13 protein-coding genes are annotated in these 14,291 nt (G+C 67.2%); 5 read left to right on the top strand and 8 right to left on the bottom strand.

From position 1 onward, the window contains the following. Position 1 precedes the first annotated feature (1 nt). Positions 2–1,144, bottom strand: a complete 1,143-nt coding sequence (locus J5M86_RS03685; RefSeq protein WP_188061592.1) for a hypothetical protein — start codon at positions 1,142–1,144, stop codon at positions 2–4. A gap of 162 nt (positions 1,145–1,306) precedes the next feature. On the opposite strand from J5M86_RS03685, the gene J5M86_RS03680 reads away from it, so the two are divergent. Further along, positions 1,307–2,287, top strand: a complete 981-nt coding sequence (locus J5M86_RS03680; RefSeq protein WP_188061593.1) for a malate dehydrogenase — start codon at positions 1,307–1,309, stop codon at positions 2,285–2,287. A gap of 66 nt (positions 2,288–2,353) precedes the next feature. Here the strand turns inward: J5M86_RS03680 and J5M86_RS03675 are convergent, their stop codons facing one another. Genes J5M86_RS03675 through purH form a run of 3 tightly spaced genes read right to left on the bottom strand, consistent with a single transcriptional unit; the run spans position 2,354 to position 5,113 of the window. Continuing rightward, positions 2,354–2,620 carry a DUF3017 domain-containing protein gene (locus J5M86_RS03675; protein ID WP_188061594.1) on the bottom strand — a complete coding sequence of 89 codons (267 nt, stop codon included), beginning with the start codon at positions 2,618–2,620 and terminating at the stop codon, positions 2,354–2,356. Continuing rightward, positions 2,617–3,462 carry a bifunctional methylenetetrahydrofolate dehydrogenase/methenyltetrahydrofolate cyclohydrolase gene (locus J5M86_RS03670; protein ID WP_188061595.1) on the bottom strand — a complete coding sequence of 282 codons (846 nt, stop codon included), beginning with the start codon at positions 3,460–3,462 and terminating at the stop codon, positions 2,617–2,619. Before J5M86_RS03670 ends, J5M86_RS03675 begins: the two co-directional genes overlap by 4 nt. A gap of 49 nt (positions 3,463–3,511) precedes the next feature. After that, positions 3,512–5,113, bottom strand: a complete 1,602-nt coding sequence (gene purH / locus J5M86_RS03665) for a bifunctional phosphoribosylaminoimidazolecarboxamide formyltransferase/IMP cyclohydrolase (protein WP_188061596.1) — start codon at positions 5,111–5,113, stop codon at positions 3,512–3,514. 150 nt (positions 5,114–5,263) lie between these two features. On the opposite strand from purH, the gene purN reads away from it, so the two are divergent. From purN to J5M86_RS03650, 3 genes are all read left to right on the top strand, one after another. After that, positions 5,264–5,890, top strand: a complete 627-nt coding sequence (gene purN, locus J5M86_RS03660) for a phosphoribosylglycinamide formyltransferase (protein ID WP_188061597.1) — start codon at positions 5,264–5,266, stop codon at positions 5,888–5,890. An 87-nt stretch (positions 5,891–5,977) separates the two neighbouring features. Then, positions 5,978–6,244 carry a hypothetical protein gene (locus J5M86_RS03655; protein WP_188061598.1) on the top strand — a complete coding sequence of 89 codons (267 nt, stop codon included), beginning with the start codon at positions 5,978–5,980 and terminating at the stop codon, positions 6,242–6,244. Beyond that, positions 6,241–6,948, top strand: a complete 708-nt coding sequence (locus tag J5M86_RS03650) for a hypothetical protein (protein WP_188061599.1) — start codon at positions 6,241–6,243, stop codon at positions 6,946–6,948. Before J5M86_RS03655 ends, J5M86_RS03650 begins: the two co-directional genes overlap by 4 nt. 26 nt (positions 6,949–6,974) lie before the next feature. On the opposite strand, the gene J5M86_RS03645 is transcribed toward J5M86_RS03650, so the two are convergent. From J5M86_RS03645 to sucC, 3 genes are all read right to left on the bottom strand, one after another. After that, complete coding sequence (locus J5M86_RS03645) at positions 6,975–8,192, bottom strand: DUF6350 family protein (RefSeq protein ID WP_188061600.1); 1,218 nt, start codon at positions 8,190–8,192, stop codon at positions 6,975–6,977. A gap of 146 nt (positions 8,193–8,338) precedes the next feature. Continuing rightward, positions 8,339–9,229: a succinate--CoA ligase subunit alpha gene (sucD, locus tag J5M86_RS03640; protein WP_188061601.1), complete on the bottom strand. Its 891-nt coding sequence runs from the start codon at positions 9,227–9,229 to the stop codon at positions 8,339–8,341. 15 nt (positions 9,230–9,244) lie between these two features. Then, complete coding sequence (gene sucC, locus J5M86_RS03635) at positions 9,245–10,426, bottom strand: ADP-forming succinate--CoA ligase subunit beta (protein ID WP_188061602.1); 1,182 nt, start codon at positions 10,424–10,426, stop codon at positions 9,245–9,247. 280 nt (positions 10,427–10,706) lie between these two features. On the opposite strand from sucC, the gene J5M86_RS03630 reads away from it, so the two are divergent. Continuing rightward, a complete protein-coding gene (locus J5M86_RS03630; RefSeq protein WP_188061603.1) occupies positions 10,707–11,693 on the top strand; it encodes a M23 family metallopeptidase in 987 nt (328 codons plus the stop codon). Between the two features lie 92 nt (positions 11,694–11,785). On the opposite strand, the gene pcrA is transcribed toward J5M86_RS03630, so the two are convergent. Continuing rightward, positions 11,786–14,200, bottom strand: a complete 2,415-nt coding sequence (pcrA, locus tag J5M86_RS03625; RefSeq protein WP_188061604.1) for a DNA helicase PcrA — start codon at positions 14,198–14,200, stop codon at positions 11,786–11,788. Positions 14,201–14,291 lie beyond the last annotated feature (91 nt).

Genomic DNA, 14,291 nt, shown 5'->3' with positions numbered 1-14,291 from the left:
GTCAGGGCATCGTGCTCGTGGTCGGTGCACCGGTCGAGCTGGGCTCGCTCGTCCACGAACCTGAGGGGTTCGTCGTGGTGGCAGGAGGCGTCCAGGTCTGTGTTGACCGAGTGCGCGTCCGGGTCGTCGTCGACGGCGTCCAGGCCGGTGCGGTCGTCGACTGCTGGGTCTGCGTGGTCACCGGGGACTGGGTGCTCGTCGGCGCAGACTCGGTGGTGGTGGAGGACGACGATGTCGATGAGGTGCTGGGGGCGCTTTCGCTGCTGGTGGAAGGTGCTGGTGCTTCGACGCGGGTGACCCAGCCGCCCGCTGAGTCGCCGATCCAGATCATCGATCCCCACATGGTGATGTCAGCAGCGGACGCGTTGCGCGTTCCGTCCACGCAGCCCGAAGCGGTTCCGGCCAGTTCGTCGGCCAGGGGCGCAACTCGCACACCGCACTCCCGCGTCGAGGCCACGTAGACCTTGTAGTCGGAGGCTGCGCTGCCCGAGGCAATGCCGGTCGCTTCCTTGACGGTGCCGACGGTCTTCCACGTGGCGCCGGCGTCGGTCGTGCGCCGGATGACCCCACCGTCGCACAGCACGTTGGCGCGCTGCGCGGTGTCGGAGGCGAGGTCACGGATCTGGCCGCTTTCGCAGGCCTTCTCGGTGGCCTCGCCGTCGTGCAGCAGCAGGTCGGCAGCGATCGGGTTGACCGACCACTGCACGGGTGAGTCCGTGACCTCGGCCGACTGCCGCGAAAGTTCCACCACCACCGGCTTGCAGGAGGCGTCCAGGCCGGAAAGCAGCGCATTGCCCGCCTCGCTACCGGACGCCGAGAAGACTGCCTTCAACGGGAGCTTCGGCGCCGCATTCCAGCTCTTGCCGGAATCGGTCGTCAGCTGCGCCGACGCGGCACCGGAGCAGGTCGCACCGGTCATGATGCGCCATGCACTGGTTGCGCCCGAGGCCACCACGATGACTCGATCGGATCGGTCGCCCGAAGCCGTCGACGAGGGCGAGGAAGAAGCCGAGGAGGAGGAACTGGAGGAAGTGCTCGAGGTGAGGCCCGATGGCTCCCCGGCCGGGCGTAGCGCCCAGAAGATCAACAGGGCATCAACGACCAGCAGCGCGACGAGCGCGACCGGCCACATGCTTCGCCGCACGATTGACTCCTTCGAATCTTCAGGGGAACGGGGCACAGTATGCCTGCCGATCGCCCCATCCGTCCCATTCGTTACGCCGTAGCGGCCTGCCAGTCGGCGACCGCGTGCCCGCTGATATTTTCAGGGATGTACCCAAAACAATGTCGTCCTGAGGGGATGAACGTGAGCAACACGCCTGTCAAGGTTGCCGTCACCGGCGCCGCCGGTCAGATCGGCTACAGCCTTCTTTTCCGCATCGCCAGCGGTGCACTGCTGGGTCCGGACACCCCGGTCGCGCTCCAGCTGCTCGAAGTCACCCCCGCGCTGAAGGCGCTCGAGGGCGTCGTCATGGAGTTGGACGACTGCGCCTTCCCGCTCCTGTCGTCCGTCGAGATCGGCGACGACGCCGAGAAGATGTTCGACGGCGCCAACGCTGCCCTGCTCGTGGGCGCCATGCCCCGTAAGGAAGGCATGGACCGCGCCGACCTGCTCTCGGCCAACGGCAAGATCTTCACCGGCCAGGGTGCTGCGCTGAACAAGGTCGCCGCTGACGACATCAAGATCCTGGTCACCGGCAACCCGGCCAACACCAACGCGCTCATCGCCAAGGAGAACGCTCCCGACATCCCGGCCGAGCGCTTCAACGCCCTGACCCGTCTCGACCACAACCGCGCCAAGGCGATGCTGGCCAAGAAGCTCGAGGTCGCCGTCGACGAGATCAAGGATCTCGCCATTTGGGGCAACCACGACGACTCGATGTACCCCGACCTCTACAACACCAAGGTGGGCGGCAAGGTCGCGGCCGACCTCGTGGACGAGGCGTGGATCAAAGACGAGTACATCCCCACCGTCGCCACCCGCGGCGGCGCGATCATCAAGGCGCGCGGTGCGTCGTCGGCCGCTTCTGCTGCCTCCGCCACGATCGACCACATGCACGACTGGATGCTCGGCACCGACGAGATCGTCTCGATGTCGGTGCCCTCGGACGGCTCCTACGGCGTCCCGGAGGGCATCATCTCCTCCTTCCCCTGCCGGGTGAAGAACGGCACGTACGAGATCGTTCAGGGTCTGGAGCTCAACGACTTCTCGCGTGAGCGCATCATGGCCTCGGCCAAGCGCCTGCAGGACGAGCGCGACGCCGTGCAGAAGCTCGGCCTCATCTGAGATCAAGCACCCAAGGCACGCAGAGGGCGCCCCGACCATGGTGGTCGGGGCGCCCTCTGCGTGTGCTCAGGCTGGGAGCTTCAGCACCGCGAAGACGGTGAACAAGCAACCGGCCAGCACCGCGTAGATGAGGAAATCCTTCGACCTGCTGCGGACGACGATTGCGCCGGCCGACGACTCGGGCAGCACCAGCCGCAGGGCTGCGCCGAGGCCCGCAGTGGCTGCAAGCAGGTAACCGCCCAGGCGGAGGCTGCCACCCACGGCCACTGCGAGCGACACGAAGGTGCAGGCGACCAGCAGCCACCACGCAGCGCCCAGCGGCGGGAGTCTCACGAAGCCTGCTGTTCGGCGATCGTCACCAGGTTGGAAAGGAGCATCGCTCGCGTCATCGGTCCCACTCCCCCGGGGTTGGGCGTCAACCAGCCGGCCACCTGTTCGACGTCGCGTGAGACGTCACCGGCGATCTTGCCCTCGCGCCGGCTGACACCGACGTCCATGACCGCCGCGCCCGGTTTCACCATGTCCTTGGTGATCAGATCGGGGACGCCGGCCGCAGCGATCACGATGTCGGCGCCGCGCACATGCTCGGCGAGGTCACGTGTTCCGGTGTGGCACAACGTGACTGTGGCGTTCTCCGATCGCCGCGTGAGCAACAGACCCAGGGGACGCCCGACGGTGAGCCCGCGACCGATGACGACGACATTCGCCCCGTCGATCGGCACGTCGTAACGCCGCAGCAGTTCGATCGCACCGAGCGGCGTGCACGGCAGCGGACCCTTCTTGCCGAGCACGAGCTTGCCGAGGTTCATCGGGTGAAGCCCGTCGATGTCCTTCTCCGGGGAGACCCGCGACAGCAACGCGAACTCGTCGAGTCCGGTCGGCTGCTGCACCAGGAAGCCGGTGCACTCGGGGTCGTCGTTCAATTCGTCGATGACCGCCTCGACCTCGGCTTGTGTGGCCGATGCGGGCAGGTCGCGTCGGAAACCCCGGATGCCGATCGAGGCGACGTCCTTGTGCTTGGCGCCGACATACCAGTGCGATGCGGGGTCGTCGCCCACCAGCACTGTGCCGAGACCGGGGGTGACCCCGCGCGCCTTGAGCGCATCGACCCGCACACGCAGCTCGTCCTTGATCGCGCGCAGTGTCGCCTTGCCGTCCATCACGATTGCGGTCACGTTGACCCATCCTGCCAGGTAGGTGTTTGTTTGCCGGACGTCCGGAGAGTCAGTGCGCGAAGTGGCGGGTACCGGTGAAGTACATCGTGACGCCGACAGCATTCGCGGCGTCGATCACTTCCTGGTCACGCATCGAACCGCCAGGTGCGACAACGGCTTTCACGCCGGCGTCGAGCAGCACCTGCAGGCCATCGGCGAACGGGAAGAAGGCGTCCGAGGCGGCCACTGCTGCGCGCGCCCGCTCCTGCCCGGCCCGGTTGACCGCGAGGTGACACGAGTCGACGCGGTTGACCTGCCCCATACCGATGCCGACCGAACCGCCGTCCTTGGCCAACAGGATCGCGTTCGACTTCACCGCACGCACTGCGCGCCAGGCGAACTGCAGGTCGGCCAGCGTCGCTTCGTCGGCCGGGTCGCCGCTCACCAGCCGCCAGTGGGCGGCGTCGTCGCCACCGGTCACGGTGCCCGACTCATCGGTGAGCTTGGCGTCCACCGCGTCGCCCTCCTGCAGCAGCATCCCGCCAGAGATGTGGCGCATGTCGCCACCTGCCCGCCGCGCGGGCACCTTGAGCAGCCGGATGTTCTTCTTCGCGGTGAGGATGTCGAGGGCTTCCGGCTCGAAGTCAGGGGCGACGACCACCTCGGTGAAGATGTCCTTCACCCGCTCGGCCATCGCCTTGGTGACCGGGCCGTTCGTGGCGATCACGCCACCGAAGGCCGACACGGGGTCGCACTCGTGCGCCTTGCTGTGCGCCTGCGCGATGTCGCTGCCGACGGCGATGCCGCAGGGGTTGGCGTGCTTGATGACCGCAACCGTCGGCTGGTCGCCATGGTCGTAGGCCGCTCGGTAGGCGGCGTCCGCATCGACGTAGTTGTTGAAGCTCATGGCCTTGCCGTGCAGCAGTTCACCCTGGGCAAGCCCCGGGCCGCCGGGCTGAAAACCGTTGTCGTACAACGCTGCCGACTGATGCGGGTTCTCGCCGTAGCGCAGGGTCTGACGCTTGTTCCAGGTGGCGCCGATCCACGCCGGGTAGCCCTCACCGTCAGAGGTGTCGGTGAGCACACTCCCCATCCACGACGCGACCTGCACGTCATAGGTGGCCGTGTGGACGAAAGCCTGGGCGGCGAGCCGCTTGCGCTGTTCGAGGGTGAAACCACCGGTCCGCACCGCCTGCAGCACATCGCCGTACGAGGAGGGGTCAGTGACGATCGCGACGCTCGGGTGGTTCTTGGCGGCCGCACGCACCATGGACGGTCCGCCGATGTCGATCTGCTCCACGCACTCGTCCGCGGACGCGCCCGACATCACCGTCTCGGTGAACGGGTAGAGATTGCTGACGACGAGGTCGAATGGCTCCACGCCCAGATCGTCGAGCTGCGCGACGTGCTCCGGCTTACGGGAATCGGCCAGAATGCCGGCGTGGACGCGCGGGTGCAGCGTCTTGACCCGGCCGTCCAGGCATTCGGGGAATCCGGTGAGGTCTTCCACCTTGGTCACTGGCAGGCCGAGGCTCTCGATGAGCGCGGCCGAACCACCGGTGGAGACGAGTTCGACGCCGGCTTCGTGCAGCCCACGGGCCAGGTCTTCGAGTCCGGTCTTGTCGTAGACGGAGACGAGGGCGCGCTTGATCGGACGCTGATCGACGGACATGACACTCCTGAAAAGTCGCTCTACGTGCGATGTGGACCCAGGCGATCGATCCACGATCCAGTCACTCCCTGGTGGTCACCCACCTGCGCCAGTCGTGTGGTGGCAAGCGTAGCGGGGGCGCCACCTGAGGCTGCCGGTAACCTCGGGCGGGTGAACTCCCCCGCCCGCGTCGTCGTCCTGCTCTCCGGCTCCGGTTCGCTGCTCCAGGCCCTGCTCGAGGCCAGCCGCGACCCCGCGTACGGCGTCCAGGTCGTGGCGGTGGGAGCCGACCGTCCCGGCGTCCTTGGGCTGGAGCGCGCCGAGCAGGCAGGGGTGCCGACCTTCGTGGTGCGTACGCGCGACTACGCCGACCGGCACAGCTGGGACGCCGCACTCACCGAGGCGGTGGCGCAGCACTCCCCTGATCTGGTCGTATCGGCCGGCTTCCTCAAGCTCGTCGGCGAGGCTTTCCTGGCGGAATTCGGCGGACGCTATCTCAACAGCCACAACGCGCTGCTGCCCAGTTTTCCCGGGATCCACGGGCCGGGCGATGCCCTCGCGTACGGCGTGAAGTTTACTGGCGCAACGCTTTTCGTCGTCGACGCAGGCGTCGACACCGGAGCAATCGTTGCCCAGTGTGTCGTGCCGGTCGAGGACGACGACACCGTCGACAGCCTGACCGAACGCATCAAGCAGGCCGAGCGACCTCAACTGGTGGAGCAGGTGGGCAGGTTGGCCCGCGAAGGCTTTCGGATCGAGGGTCGGCGCGTGATCATCGGCGGTCCCACAGCGGGCTAAAGCCCCACTGGCGTGTTTGCAGTACGTAGGCTCTGCGAACAGATCGAACGACCTCATCACCCGGCTCCAGGAGCCGAAAGGACCACCATGACCGTCGGTGACCCGCTGTCCACGGACGCGAGCGAATTGCGTGCGCAGGCACAGGTGCTCGATCGCTCGCGCACCCTGTTGCACGACGCCGCGGCCGATCTGCGCGCACCGTCCTCCGATCTTTCCGACAGTGAACTGGACGACATGATCGAGCACGCTGCCCAGGTGCTCTCCGGAGCCGCGGATGGCATCGCCGACAGCCTGTGCGACCTCGTCGGTTTCGTCACCTCCCTCGCTGACCTCGTGGAGCGTGACAGCGCATGACCCGCGCACCCCTCGACCCGGCGGCCGCGGCTGCCGATGCAACACGGATCCGTGAGATCGCCCAGACCTATGCCCGCCTCACCGGGCCCCTGGAACGCCAGCGGGTCAACGTGCTGACGGCATCTGCGAATGTCATCACGCAGTTGCCGACCGACCAGCTGAAGGAATTTGCTGGTCGAAGCGCCGAAGTCTGCGGACGCTTGAAGCAGCTGCTCGACTCACTGGACGACACCGGACGCGCGCTGACTGAATACGGCGAAGCACTCGAACGTGCTTCAGCGAGCCCGAACCACGACGACGCCGACGTGCCTGCGGAAGACCCGGCCCAGGCGCCGGGTGTCGGCGAGCCGAGGAGCCTGCAGTCGGGCAGTGAGACGGACGCACCCCGCGTGCTCCCCCTCGACCCGATCAAGGCCCACCTGGTGGCGACCGAAGCTGCTGCGGCGCAGCCCGCCGACGTCCACGAGTCCGCAGTGGCCCACGAGACCGACTTCTTGCGCACCCGCGCGCTCGAGGTGCTGAAGGCGCAGATCGACCACTGGCAGCCCGAGGGTGGCGACCAGCCCTACGAGCAAGTGCGGCGGGCCGTCCCGGACGCCATCGCGCGCCTCCAGAGCCCACCGCCGATCGAGGGGGTGCGCGACGAGGTCATCCCGGTGCGCCTGCAGTCAGACGGCGAACCGGCGACCCCCTGGATGAACTGACCCGCGCGATCCTGCGGCCCGTCGGTTCAGCGACGGCGACGCAGGAAGTGTGCGGCCGTGGTCGCCACGGCAGCGCCGAAGGTCAGTTCGCAGCCCAACAGGACGATCGTCCACAGGCTCGGGCCGAAGAGATCGAGGGCGCCGGGTGAAATGCCTGCGCGGCTCCACCAGATGAGCACTGCGAAGACCGCCACGGCGATCGCGCAGCCGGAGGCGGCCACCTGCAGCTTGCGCCCCAGATGGGTGAGCTTCGGCATGGCGGCCGTCGAACGCCAACCCAGGTAACCACCGACCAGCATCGGCACGAGCACTGCGGCGGCCGCCCAGCCGGGCAGCGCTCCGGGCTCGGGCAACGCTCCCAACACCGGGACGCTCGGCAGCGTCGTGACGGTCGATTCGGACGTCGTGAGGTGGCCGGCTCCCAGCGCAATGGGCGCACCGGATGTCCAGGAGAGCGCAAACATCACCAGGTTGGGCAGCGCCATCGCCTGCGCCAGCCACAACAGGGCGGCGCCACTTCCACTCACGTCCAGCAAAGCCGCGACCTTGCCGACGCGGTCCAACTGCATCATCACCAGGGCGAAGGTCAGCAACGTGCCGGCGAGCAACAACAGCCCGACCGATTCCAGGGCCGGCCGCAGGCCGCGTCGGACGTTGAGATGCAAACGGTCAGCGGCGTGGGTCCACCATGGCAGGTCGACCCCGTCACCGTCGCGCCAGATGCTCCAGGCCACACCTGCCAGCGCGGCGAGCAACGCTCCGGGCACAACTGTCCACAGCGTCACCGGGGCCGGGCCCGTCGAGGAAAGGCCCGCGACCGCGACGCTCGCCACGAGCACTCCGCCGGCGAAGGTCAGGGCCGAATACTGCTGGGTGGAACCATCAGCGCCCTCGTCGTCGAGCGCATGCTGCACCGGACGATGTGCCCATCGCACCAACGCGACGAACAGCCCGGTCAGCATCATCGGGGCGAAGTGGAGCCCCTCAATTCCGTTGTGCGGCACGGAGATCGAGCCACGAAGCGACAACCCGACGATTGTGGAAGCCATCGCCAGCGCGTCCGACCACTGCGTGGAGGTGCGCGGGTCGAGCGTCCATCCGGCCAGCACGGGCACGAGCAACAGCAGGCCGAAAGCCACCGGTGCGATCAGCCCGTACCCGAACGAACGCAGCAACGACCCACCCGCGCCGGAGGGGCGGGAAGGTCGGACGGAGGTCGGGGCGACGCGGTCGAGCAGGCTCATCGTCTGCCATCGTCGCGCGGCGAGGGCCGGTCGTCAGACAGGCGCGCCGAGGGGCGGTGAAGGAGGCAGGTTTCGAAACGTGAGAAGACCCCGCGAGCACGCTCGCGGGGTCTCCTCAACCTCTCGCCTACTCGGCTGAGCTTCGGTCAGCCGAGGCTTGACATGATTTCGCGCATGAGGTTGGCGGTCTCGGACGGCGTCTTGCCGACCTTCACACCGGCGGCCTCGAGGGCCTCCTGCTTGGCGGACGCGGTGCCGGACGAACCCGAGACAATGGCGCCAGCGTGGCCCATCGTCTTGCCCTCGGGTGCGGTGAAGCCGGCGACATAACCGACGACCGGCTTGGTGACGTTGTCCTTGATGAACGCCGCCGCGCGCTCCTCGGCGTCGCCACCGATCTCACCGATCATGACGATCGCCACGGTCTCGGGGTCGGCCTCGAAAGCCTCGAGCGCATCGATGTGGGTGGTGCCGATGATCGGGTCACCACCGATACCGATGGCGGTGGAGAAGCCGAATTCCTTCAGCTCGTACATCATCTGGTAGGTCAGGGTGCCCGACTTGGAGACCAGACCGATCTTGCCCGGGCCGGCGATGTCGGCCGGGATGATGCCGGCGTTCGAGGCACCGGGGCTGATGATGCCGGGGCAGTTCGGACCGATGATCCGAGTGGTGCCCTTCTCCTTGCAGTAGTTGAAGAACTCCGCGGTGTCCTTGACCGCGATGCCTTCGGTGATGACGACGACCAGCGGCATCTGGGCATCGACGGCTTCGATGACGGCAGCCTTGGCGAAGGCCGGCGGCACGAAGACGACCGAGACGTTGGCGCCGGTCTCGTCCATGGCCTCCTGGACGGAGCCGTAGACCTTCACCTGCTTGTCGCCGGGGAAGTCGACGCTCTGGCCGGCCTTGCGCGGGTTGACGCCGCCGACGATGTTGGTGCCGGAGGCGAGCATGCGCGTGGTGTGCTTCATGCCCTCCGAACCGGTCATGCCCTGGACGATGACCTTGGAGTCAGCGTTGAGAAAGATTGCCATTGTTGTCTGCGTCCCTTACTTCGCGGCCAGCTCGGCGGCCTTGCGGGCGGCGCCGTCCATGGTCTCTTCGATGGTGACCAACGGGTGGTTGAAGTCGGCGAGGATCTTGCGACCCTCCACGACGTTGTTGCCGTCCAGACGCACGACGAGCGGCTTGGTGGCCTCGTCGCCCAGCGTCTTGAGAGCACCGACGATGCCGTCGGCGACCGCGTCACAGGCAGTGATGCCGCCGAAGACGTTCACGAAGACCGACTTGACCTGCTCGTCGTTCAGGATGACGTCGAGGCCGTTGGCCATGACCTCGGCGGAGGCTCCACCACCGATGTCGAGGAAGTTGGCCGGCTTGGCCTTGCCACCGGTGTGGTCTTCACCGGCGTACGCGACGACGTCGAGGGTCGACATCACCAGGCCGGCACCGTTTCCGATGATGCCGACGTTGCCGTCGAGCTTGACGTAGTTGAGGTTCATCGCCTTGGCCTTGGCCTCCAGCGGGTCGGCCGCGGCCTTGTCCTCCAGCGCCTCGTGCTCCGGGTGACGGAAGTCGGCGTTCTCGTCGAGGGTCACCTTGCCGTCGAGAGCGACGATCTGGCCGTCCTCGGTCTGCACCAGCGGGTTGACCTCCACCAGCGTGGCGTCCTCGTCGCGGTAGACCTCCCACAGCTTCTGCAGCACCGGCACCACCTTCGCGCCCGTCTCGGCGTCGAAGCCGGCCTCGCGCACGATCTCCTGCGCCTTGGCCTCGTCGATGCCGACGTTGGGGTCGACATTGACCTTCGCGAGTGCCTCGGGACGTTCCACCGCCAACTGCTCGATGTCCATGCCGCCCTCGACCGAGCACATCGCCAGGTAGCTGCGGTTGGTGCGGTCGAGCAGGATGGAGAAGTAGTACTCCTGCGCGATCTTGGCGCCCTGGGCGATCATCACGGTGCCGACGGTGTGGCCCTTGATGTCCATGCCCAGGATCTGCTGCGCGTACTGCTCCGCCTCGTCGGCGTTCTTGGCGACCTTCACGCCGCCGGCCTTGCCACGCCCACCGGTCTTCACCTGGGCCTTGACCACGGTGACGCCGCCGGACTTGGGTCCGATCGCTTCAGCCGCAGCTCGTGCTTCTTGCGCCGTCGTGGCGGTCTGACCGGCCAGGACGGGCACTCCGTGCGCCTCGAACATGTCGCGCGCTTGGTACTCGAAAAGATCCACGCGGAATCCATCCTCTTCTTGGTCTCAAAGGGATTTTCCGTTCGTGACTCTAGTCGCCGGTCGTGCAGCCCCCTACGTGGGTACGCAGAGGAACATCGCGCGAATGCCCTCTGGGACTGATGTGAAAACTGAGGCGACGCCCCGCTGTGGACAACCCCGCGACGAACGGCGGGTCATTGTGATGCTGTTCACAGGTTTCTCGGTTCAGTTGGAATGTCACGAGAAGGTCACGGTAGGGTGACTGGCGGTCCACCCCCGGATAAAGAAGTTGGTTACCCCCTTGACCCGTTACCAAGGTCGACACCGTCACGCTCCGCCGTCGCTGCTCAAGCGCGGCAAAGTTGCCATCCCGACGACAGCTGTCGTCGCCGGCGCAGTAGCTGTTGGCGTTGTCAACTCCGCAAACGGTGCGACGAACGCGACCGGCGCGATGTCCCTGCAGACCGCCGCTGCCGTGGCCACCTGGAACTCCTCCCCCGCTGAGCAAGCGGCCTCGCGTAGTGCGACCCGTGGTTCAGCTGCGGTCGACGCGAAGGTGAAGTCGGCCAACGACGCCCGCAAGAAGGCCACGGCGGCCGCTGCCAAGCGTGCGGCGACCGCAAAGGCGAACGCCAAGAAGCGTGCCGCGCTCGCCGCGATCGGCGCAAAGACGACTGCGAAGACGTACGTCGAGCAGCCTGCTCAGGCGCAGTCCGCTGCCCCGACCCGCAGCGCGTCGTCCGGCTCCACCGCCAGCCAGGGCGGGGGCGCCCGGCTCGCGACGAGCGCTCCCGCAACGACCCGCCTGAGCACCACCCGCCAGAGCACGACCCGCAGCTACGCCTCCACCTCGGCGCCCACGTCCGCTCCGGCAACCACCGGCGCATGGACCTGCCCGATCGCAGGCTGCGGTGGCATCTTCACCTCGGGCTTCGGTTACCGCGTCTCCCCCGGCGGCATCGGCTCGACCAACCACAAGGGCATCGACCTGTCGGCCCCGACCGGCACTCCGCTGCGTGCGTTGGGCAACGCGACTGTCGCGTACGTCGGCTGGTACGGCGGCCAGGGCATGCGTGTGCTGCTCGACTTCGGCAACGGCGTGCAGGCGTCCTACGCCCACATGTCCGGCTTCGCCGTGGCCCAGGGGCAGCGCGTCAGCGCCGGCCAGGTCATCGGGTTCGTGGGAAGCACCGGTAACTCCACCGGTCCGCACCTGCACTTGGAGATCCTCATCGGCGGCGGGCAGATCAACCCCGTGCCGTGGCTGTCGGCCCGCGGTCTTCTCTGATCACTCGCGACATCTGAGGCAACAATCGCCCCGCTCACCAGATCTGGTGAGCGGGGCGATTCTTATGTGCTGATCAACGGGCGCCGGAACGCCTAAAGCTTCTCGACCTTGCCGTATCGCAGCGCGAGCCGCTTGACGCCGTAGTCGCCGCCGAAGTCGATGTGGGCGATGGTGCGGTCGCCCGAGCCTTCGAGGCGGACGACGGTGCCCAGACCGAAGGAATCGCTGCTCACCTTGTCGCCCGCGTCGAGCGAGGGAATCGGGTGGTTGCCGGGGCTCTTCACGCCTGGGCGGGCAGCCAATCGCGCAACAGCCGGAGTGGACGAGGGGCGCATGCCGGTGGTCTGCACCCGCGCCCAGTCGATGAGGTGGGAGGGAATCTCGTCCAGGAAGCGTGAGGGCGGGTTGTACTGCGGCGCACCCCAGGCCGAGCGCACCTCAGCCCGCGAGATGTGCAGCCGCTCGCGGGCACGCGTGATGCCGACGTAGGCCAGCCGGCGCTCCTCCTCCAACTCCTTCGGGTCGCCCAGCGCTCTCATGTGCGGGAAGGTGCCGTCTTCCATGCCGGTGAGAAAGACCACCGGGAACTCCAGGCCCTTGGCGGTGTGCAGCGTCATCAGGGTGACGACACCCTTGTCGTTCTCGTCACCATCGGGGATCTCGTCGGCGTCGGCGACGAGCGAAACCTGCTCGAGGAAGTCTTCGAGCGACCCTTCGGGGTAGGCCTCATCGAATTCCCTTGCGACAGCGACGAGTTCGGCGAGGTTCTCGATGCGGGTCTCGTCCTGCGGGTCGTGGCTGGCGCGCAGCTCGGCAAGATAGCCCGACGTGTCGAGGATGACCTCCAGCAAGCTGGCGACGCCGTTGCCGGTCTCCCGCTCGATCCGCAGCGCTTCCAGGATCGCGGTGAAGTTGCCGATCGCAGCCACTGAACGCGTGGCAATGCCCGGAGCGTCCTCCGCGCGTCCGAGAGCCGCGATGAAAGTGATGCGTTCGCGTTCGGCCAGTGCGGAGACGCAGGCCTCCGCGCGGTCGCCGATACCCCGTTTGGGAGTGTTGAGGATGCGGCGCAGGTTGACGGTGTCGAGCGGGTTGGACACGACGCGCAGGTAGGCCAGCGCGTCCTTCACCTCGCGCCGCTCGTAGAAGCGGGTGCCGCCAACCACCTTGTAGGGCAAGCCAACTCGCACAAACACTTCTTCGAGCGCACGCGACTGCGCATTGGTGCGGTAGAACACCGCGACGTCCATCGGCTTCACCCCGTGGTCGTCACCGAGTTGGTCGATGGTGCGTGCGACGAAGGCGGCCTCGTCGTGCTCGGAATCAGCCACATAACCGACGATGCGATCGCCGTCGCCGGAGTCGGTCCAGAGGTTCTTCGGACGTCGGTCGGGATTCTTCTCGATGACCGAGTTGGCGGCCTGCAGAATCGTCTGGGTGGAGCGATAGTTCTGCTCCAGCAGGATGGTGCGGGCGTTGGGGTAGTCCTCTTCGAACTCGATGATGTTGCGGATCGTCGCGCCGCGGAAGGCATAGATCGACTGGTCGGCGTCACCGACGACGCACAACTCGGCCGGCGGCACCTGACCGACCGCCGGATCGTCCGTGCCCGAGCCGACCAGCTCCTTCACCAGTTGGTACTGCGCGTGGTTGGTGTCTTGATACTCATCGACCAACACGTGCCGGAACCGACGGTGGTAGTGCTCGGCGACGTCCGGAAACGCCTGCAGCACATGGACGGTCGTCATGATGAGGTCGTCGAAGTCGAGCGCATTCGCCTGCCGCAACCGGCGCTGGTACATCGTGTACGCCTCGGCAAGCGTCCGCTCCTGCGGGTTGTCGCCGGCGCGACTGGAGAAGGTCTCCTCGTCGACCAGTTCGTTCTTGAGGTTGCTCACCTGGTGGCTGAACGACCGCGGCGGGTAACGCTTCGGATCGAGGTCGAGGTCGCGCATGACCATCGCCATCATCCGCTGGCTGTCGGCGGCATCGTAGATGGAGAAGGTCGACTTCAGCCCCACCTTCGTCGCCTCACGCCGCAGGATGCGCACGCACGCGGAGTGGAAGGTGGAGACCCACATCGACTTCGCTGCCGGACCGACGAGCGCTTGCACCCGCTCGCGCATCTCGGCGGCGGCCTTGTTGGTGAAGGTGATCGCGAGGATCTGCCCCGGCTGTACGCCCCGAGCACCCATCAGGTGAGCGATGCGGTGGGTGAGCACGCGGGTCTTGCCCGACCCTGCACCGGCGACGATCAGCAGCGGCGAGCCCGAATGCAGCACCGCTTCCTTCTGCTGCGGGTTGAGCCCTTCGACCAGCGACTCCGGATCGCGCATCGTCGGACGGTTCGGTCGCTCGCGGGGCTGCTCGGGCGCGTCCTGGCCGAGGCTGGCCCACGTGGGGACACCGTGCTCGTCGACCTCGGTGGTGGTGCCGGGCGATCGATGCGGGGCGGCCGATTCAGGCGTCAGGCCGGGCAGGGGAAGGTCGTCGAAAAGGCTGCTCATGTCGAGGTCAAGAGTACGTCGCCGCACCGACAGCTGAGCCCGCCGAGCCGCCGCTCTGTCCGCCCCCGCCGCAAACGCGGCCCTTCCAGCG

It is taken from the genome of Yimella sp. cx-51 (assembly GCF_017654605.1).
Lineage (GTDB): Bacteria > Actinomycetota > Actinomycetes > Actinomycetales > Dermatophilaceae > Yimella.
This window is presented reverse-complemented; position numbering and strand designations above follow the sequence as displayed.

What these genes read in the sequence shown, in the direction of transcription:
- purH (WP_188061596.1), bottom strand. Translation starts at nt 5,113, where the DNA reads ATGTCCGTCGATCAGCGTCCGATCAAGCGCGCCCTCGTCTCCGTCTAC.
- J5M86_RS03655 (WP_188061598.1), top strand. Translation starts at nt 5,978, where the DNA reads ATGACCGTCGGTGACCCGCTGTCCACGGACGCGAGCGAATTGCGTGCG.
- J5M86_RS03650 (WP_188061599.1), top strand. Translation starts at nt 6,241, where the DNA reads ATGACCCGCGCACCCCTCGACCCGGCGGCCGCGGCTGCCGATGCAACA.
- J5M86_RS03645 (WP_188061600.1), bottom strand. Translation starts at nt 8,192, where the DNA reads ATGAGCCTGCTCGACCGCGTCGCCCCGACCTCCGTCCGACCTTCCCGC.
- sucD (WP_188061601.1), bottom strand. Translation starts at nt 9,229, where the DNA reads ATGGCAATCTTTCTCAACGCTGACTCCAAGGTCATCGTCCAGGGCATG.
- pcrA (WP_188061604.1), bottom strand. Translation starts at nt 14,200, where the DNA reads ATGAGCAGCCTTTTCGACGACCTTCCCCTGCCCGGCCTGACGCCTGAA.